Below are 5,768 nucleotides of genomic sequence, written 5' to 3'. Positions count from 1 at the left end.
AGAACGTGGCCATAACTCCTCGCCTGCTCGATTGGCCCGAAGAACGGGTGCGCGAGCGCGTGGATGCACTGCTTCGACTCGTCGAACTCGAGCCCGAAACGTTCCGCCACCGCTGGCCGGGGCAACTTTCCGGGGGACAGCAGCAGCGCGTCGGCCTGGCGCGGGCATTTGCGGCCGAGCCCGAGGTCGTGCTGCTCGACGAACCCTTCGGCGCGGTGGATCCGGTCACCCGCGACCGCCTCCAACGCTGGTTCCAGGATGTGCGTCACGAGCTCGGTATCACCGCCGTGTTCGTGACCCACGATATGGTGGAAGCGCTGCTGCTCGGCGACGTGCAGATGCTGGCCCCCTCGCTCGCCAAGTTCGAGCAGTACAGCCCCAGCCTGCAACTCTACGATCTTCCGTTCCTGTTCGACGACATCGATGCCGTCGACCGCTTCCAGCACTCCGACGCCGGGCAAGGCCTGCTCGACTCGATGCAGGATCGCAACATCCAGGGGCTGGCCTACTGGCACAACGGCATGAAGCAGCTCTCCGCCAACAAGCCGCTGCGTGAACCCAAGGATGCCCGCGGCCTCAAGTTCCGCGTGCAGGCTTCCGACGTGCTCGACGAGCAGTTCAAGGAGCTCCGCGCCGTTCCCCGCAAGATGAGTTTCGGCGAGGTGTACCAGGCGCTGCAGACTGGCGTGGTCAACGGTCAGGAGAACACCTGGTCGAACATCTACAGCCAGAAGATGCACGAAGTGCAGCCTTACATCACTGAGTCCAACCACGGCATCATCGACTACATGGTGATCACCAACGCCGACTTCTGGAACGGACTGCCGGACGATATCCGCAGCCAGTTGGAAGATATCCTCGCCGACGTCACCCAGAAGGTGAACAAGCAGGCCTACGATCTCAACCAGCAAGCCAAGCAGTCGATCATCGACGCCGGCACCAGCGAGATCATCCAGTTGACGCCGGAAGAGCGCGAAGACTGGCGCGAGGCGGTTCGCCCGGTGTGGGAGAAGTTCCAGGACGACATCGGCGAGGACCTGATCGAGGCTGCCCAGGGCGCCAATCAGTCCGACGCCACCCAGTCTGAAACCACCCAGTAACCGAGCCGACCATGACACGTTTCCTGCGTGCCTGGGCGCATCTGGAGGAGGGCCTGGTGGCCTTCCTCCTCGCCCTCATGACCCTGGTGACCTTCAGCTACGTGATGGTCAACAACCTCTATACCGTCTTCTACGATGCAGCGGACCTGTTCCCGTTCGCGGAAACGCCGCTCTTCGCGATCGGTGATTTCATCATCGATCTGGCCCAGGAGATGACCTGGAGCATCGCCTTGACCAAGGCGTGCTTCGCCTGGCTGATCTTCCTGGGTATCGCCTATATCGTGCGCATCGGCGCCAACATCGGCGTCGACCTGCTCGTCAGGCTGCTGCCGGAGCGTGCACGACGCGGCGTGGGCATCCTCACCTGCCTGATCTGCATCGCCTATACCGCACTGTTCGCCGTCTCCAGCTACAGCTGGGTCATGGCGCTGATGCGTGCCGGCATCGGTGCCGAGGACCTGGACCAGTACGGGGTTCTGCAATGGCACATCACGATCATCGTGCCGATCGGTTTCACCCTGGTGCTGATACGCCTGATCGAAGTCCTGATCCGGATGCTGCGCGGCCAGCAGATCACCATGGAGCTGAGCAACGAATCCACCGACGCCCTGAAACTCCAGGATGAGGCAGGTACCGAGGAGAAGCCGACATGACCATCGCCTTTCTGTTCGTGGTGCTCTTCGGCCTGCTCTTCATCAACGTGCCGATCGCGTTTTCGCTGGGCATCGCCAGCTCGCTGACCATCATGCTGTTCAGCCAGGATTCGCTGAGCTCGCTGGCGATCAAGCTGTTCGAGACCTCCGAACACTACACCCTGCTGGCGATCCCGTTCTTCATCCTTGCCGGCGCCTTCATGACCAGCGGCGGCGTCGCGAAACGTCTGATCAACTTCGCCAACGCCTGCGTCGGTCACATCCGCGGCGGCCTGGCGATCGCCTCGGTGCTCGCCTGCGTGATGTTCGCGGCCCTTTCCGGTTCGTCTCCGGCCACGGTCGCCGCCGTCGGTTCGGTGGTCATTGCCGGCATGGCGCGGTCCGGCTACACCAAGGATTTCGCCACCGGCATCGTCTGCAACGCCGGCACCCTGGGCATCCTGATCCCGCCCTCGATCGTGATGGTGGTCTACGCCACGGTCACCGAAAGCTCCGTCGGCAAGATCTTCGTCGCGGGCATCGTGCCCGGCCTGTTGCTGGGCCTGATCCTGATGGTCGCGATCTACATCGTCGCCCGGATCAAGAAGATGCCGGCCCTGCCGCGGCCATCGATCGGCGAGTTCCTGGCCACCGCCCGCAAGGCGAGCTGGGGGTTGCTGACCATCGTGATCGTGCTGGGCGGCATCTTCGGCGGGTTCTTCACGCCCACCGAAGCCGCTGCCGTGGCCGCGGTCTATGCCGGTTTCGTCGCGCTGTTCGTCTATCGCGACATCACCATCAGGCAGTGCCCCGGCGTGCTGCTCGACGCCGCCAAGCTCTCGGTCGTGCTGATGTTCATCATCGCCAACGCGATGCTGTTCGCCCATGTCCTGACCACGGAGCAGATCCCGCAGACCATCACGGCGTGGGTCGTCGAGCAGGGTTTCTCGCCGATCACCTTCCTGCTGGTGGTGAATATCGTGCTGCTGGTGGCGGGGTCGTTCATGGAGCCGTCGGCGATCATTCTGATCCTGGCCCCGATCCTGTTCCCGGTCGCCGCCCAGTTGGGCATCGACCCGATCCACTTCGGCATCATCATGGTGGTCAACATGGAGATCGGCCTGGTGACGCCACCGGTGGGCCTGAACCTGTTCGTGGCATCCGCCGTCACCGGCATGCCGCTGACACGCACGATCCGGGCGGCAACGCCGTGGCTGTTCCTGCTGCTCGGCTTCCTGCTGCTGGTGACCTACGTACCCTTCCTTTCGCTGGGTCTGCCGAACTGGCTGGGGATGCCGTAGCGGACGAGACGAACTCGCGGCATGCCACCATCGAGGGCGCCATTGCGGCGCCCTCTTTCTTTACTGGTGTCCACCCTCTTTACTGGTGTCCACCCTCTTTACTGGCGTCCACCTCTTTACTGGCGTCCACCCTCTTCTACCCTCTTCCGGCGTTCCGACCTCGCCGCCCGACGAATCGAGCGGCGTTACTTCAACCACCAGGACAGAATCAGCAGCAGCAGCAGCACGGTGGCGATGGCCTGCCACACGTTGGCCGGTTCCCGCCACGGACGCCGCCCCTCTTCGTCGCCTTTCGGCGCGGGGCGAAGATGATAGGCGAGCTCCGTGATACGACGGAACCTCAGCGCCCGCAGCGGATCGAGGGAGCGGCGCAGCGCATCGTCGAGATCACCGCTGATCGCCGGGTTGCTCAACTGCGCGCGCCGGTAGGTCATCTGCTCCAGATCGGTATGGCTGCGCAGATGATTGGGCAGGAGGGTATAAGGCAGGTGGCCGGTGAGCATCCAGTAGATGGTGGAAGCCAATGAGTACTGGTCGCTGCGCCGACCGACCTCGGTGTCCAGCGCATACTCCGGCGCGCTGTGCTCGGTCAGCCCGACCTGACGCGCCAGTTGACGTGCTTCGCCCTGGGCGTCGCCCTCGCGCTTGTGGCAGGCCCCGAAATCGGTCAGCAGCAGGTTGCCATGCCGGTCGATCAGGATGTTGTCGGGATGAATGTGCTGGTGCAGCACGTCGTGGCGGTGCAGCGCCTGTACTGCCTTGACCAGCTGGCGCGCGATTTCGAGACGCTGCTCGAGACTGGCCTGGGGATGTCGTCCCAGCCACTCGGTCAAGGTTTCGCCATCGACGTAGCTCATCAGATAGTAGAGATAACGTCGTGGCCGAGCCGGCTCCATCACCTTGACCACGAACGGCGAGTTGACCCTCTCGACGACCCACTGCTGCAGGCCGAAGTGCTCGAGATAGACGTTGCGCGTGGAGAGTTCGGGGCTGGGCGCCTTCATCACCATGTCGCGTCCGCTGCGCACGTCCCGCACACGGTAGAGTCGGGCCTTGGCGGTTCGCGACAGGATATCGACGATTTCCAGGCCGTCGAGCCGCTCGCCCTTGGACAGCTCCGGCGGCACCGGCAGGTGGTGAAAGACCCGCGGCGGCTCGTCCGGTTCGTCGTCCGAGAGCCGGTCGACACGAACCAGTTGGAAACAGAACTGGTTGGCGTTGTAGCCGCGTTCGATGGCCCGCTGGTTGGCCGCCTCGGCAAGCCGCTCGCAGGCGGCGTCCAGATCGCTGACGTCGGCCCGGATCAGTTGTACGTACTCCGACGGCACCAGGGTGCCGCGGACCGCCTGGGTCATGAACAGGAACAGATCGCCCTGCTTGAGCGAAAAGGTCGAGTAGTCGATGTCCACGTGGCCATCCATCCCCAGCGCCCGGGAAGGGTAGCGATACCCGCCCAGGTCGGTGACGTGGTCCCGCGTCAGTTGCTCGAACTCCGCCCCCCGGATGCGGTAGACCAGGGTATCGCCCATGTGGAACAGGTGCGCCTCGTGCTGATGGAAGATCATCGCCGATAGCGAGCAGATGTAGCTTCCACCCTCGATATAGCCGCTCTGGCTGTGGCACCAGCTGTTCAGGGCACGCAGCACGCGGGTCGCGGAGGTCTTGATGTCCCAGTGCTCAGGGGTCGAGTAGTAGTCGGCGAGGAATCCCCGCACACTGAGATCGCCGGCCTGCTTGGCGATCGAGTTGCGCCAGGTGGAGTCGCTGATCAGCGCACAGCCACCCTTGGAGACCAACTGTTCGCCCTGGGGAACCTGAACCGACATCGAGCTACGATGGCGATGCAGATCCGGTGCGACGAAGGCCTGACCGTAGGTCAACGACAGTGAGCTTTTCGACAACGGCTTTCTCCCGATTGGTCGACGAACGGCGACGGATGGCCCTGTCCCGGGGCCGACGCCACCTGTGACATCGGCGTCTGGACGTCGGTGTCTCCGGATGGCGGTTCGTGGCCCGGGTTGGTAATCGGCCTAGCCTGTTCGTATAATTCCCCGGATTTTCGCCCGCTGGTGTTCAACCTGCAAACCGCAAGGACTCAACGATGAGTTTCGACAAGATTCCCGCCGGAAAGGATCTCCCCAACGACGTCTACGTGGCGATCGAGATTCCCGCCAACCACGCACCGATCAAGTATGAAATCGACAAGGAGATGGACGCACTGGTGGTCGACCGCTTCATGGCCACGCCGATGTTCTATCCGGCCAACTACGGTTTCATCCCGAATACGCTGGCCGACGACGGCGATCCCCTCGACGCTCTGGTGGTCACGCCCTACCCGGTCCAGCCAGGCAGCGTGATCCGCGCCCGCCCGGTGGGTGTGCTGAACATGTCGGACGAAGCCGGCGAGGATGCCAAGCTGGTCTGCGTGCCCCACGAGAAGCTGAGCGCGCTCTACGACGACGTGCACGAGGTCACCGACCTGCCCGAGCTGCTGCGTCAACAGATCGCCCACTTCTTCGAGAACTACAAGGATCTCGAGAAAGGCAAGTGGGTCAAGATCGACTCCTGGGACGGCGCCGACGCCGCCCGCAAGGCCATCGAGAAAGCGGTGAGCGCCTACGAGAACGAGTAAGCGTCACGCCCACTGCCGAGCCTCGGGTTCCGTTCGAGGCTCGGCTGACGAAAAAACGCCGCTCCGGCATCGATGCCGGAGCGGCGTTTGACGTTGTGGCGCC

General features: G+C 63.5%; 5 protein-coding genes. 4 read left to right on the top strand and 1 reads right to left on the bottom strand.

The window, feature by feature from the left end; genetic code table 11:
- The first annotated feature begins 5 nt into the window (after window positions 1-5).
- The 3 genes from AC3AYF_RS17440 to AC3AYF_RS17430 are packed head-to-tail and all read left to right on the top strand — an operon-like array spanning window position 6 to window position 3,033.
- Window positions 6-1,100: a DctP family TRAP transporter solute-binding subunit gene (locus AC3AYF_RS17440; RefSeq protein WP_487780088.1), complete on the top strand. Its 1,095-nt coding sequence runs from the start codon at window positions 6-8 to the stop codon at window positions 1,098-1,100.
- An 11-nt stretch (window positions 1,101-1,111) separates the two neighbouring features.
- The gene (locus tag AC3AYF_RS17435) at window positions 1,112-1,753 is read left to right on the top strand and encodes a TRAP transporter small permease (RefSeq protein WP_295037107.1); all 642 of its coding nucleotides are present in this window, start codon (window positions 1,112-1,114) and stop codon (window positions 1,751-1,753) included.
- Window positions 1,750-3,033: a TRAP transporter large permease gene (locus tag AC3AYF_RS17430; protein WP_487780087.1), complete on the top strand. Its 1,284-nt coding sequence runs from the start codon at window positions 1,750-1,752 to the stop codon at window positions 3,031-3,033. Before AC3AYF_RS17435 ends, AC3AYF_RS17430 begins: the two co-directional genes overlap by 4 nt.
- A gap of 185 nt (window positions 3,034-3,218) precedes the next feature.
- Here AC3AYF_RS17430 and AC3AYF_RS17425 read toward each other — a convergent pair whose 3' ends face one another.
- On the bottom strand, window positions 3,219-4,934 hold the full coding sequence (locus AC3AYF_RS17425; protein WP_487780086.1) for a bifunctional protein-serine/threonine kinase/phosphatase: 1,716 nt from the start codon (window positions 4,932-4,934) through the stop codon (window positions 3,219-3,221).
- Window positions 4,935-5,134: 200 nt separating this feature from the next.
- On the opposite strand from AC3AYF_RS17425, the gene ppa reads away from it, so the two are divergent.
- Window positions 5,135-5,665, top strand: coding sequence for an inorganic diphosphatase (gene ppa / locus AC3AYF_RS17420; protein ID WP_110598259.1), 531 nt, complete (start codon window positions 5,135-5,137; stop codon window positions 5,663-5,665).
- The last annotated feature ends 103 nt before the right edge of the window (window positions 5,666-5,768 follow it).

The organism is Salinicola sp. (assembly GCF_982684285.1).
Note: the sequence above shows the minus strand (reverse complement) of the source record. Positions and strands in the feature narration are given on the sequence as shown.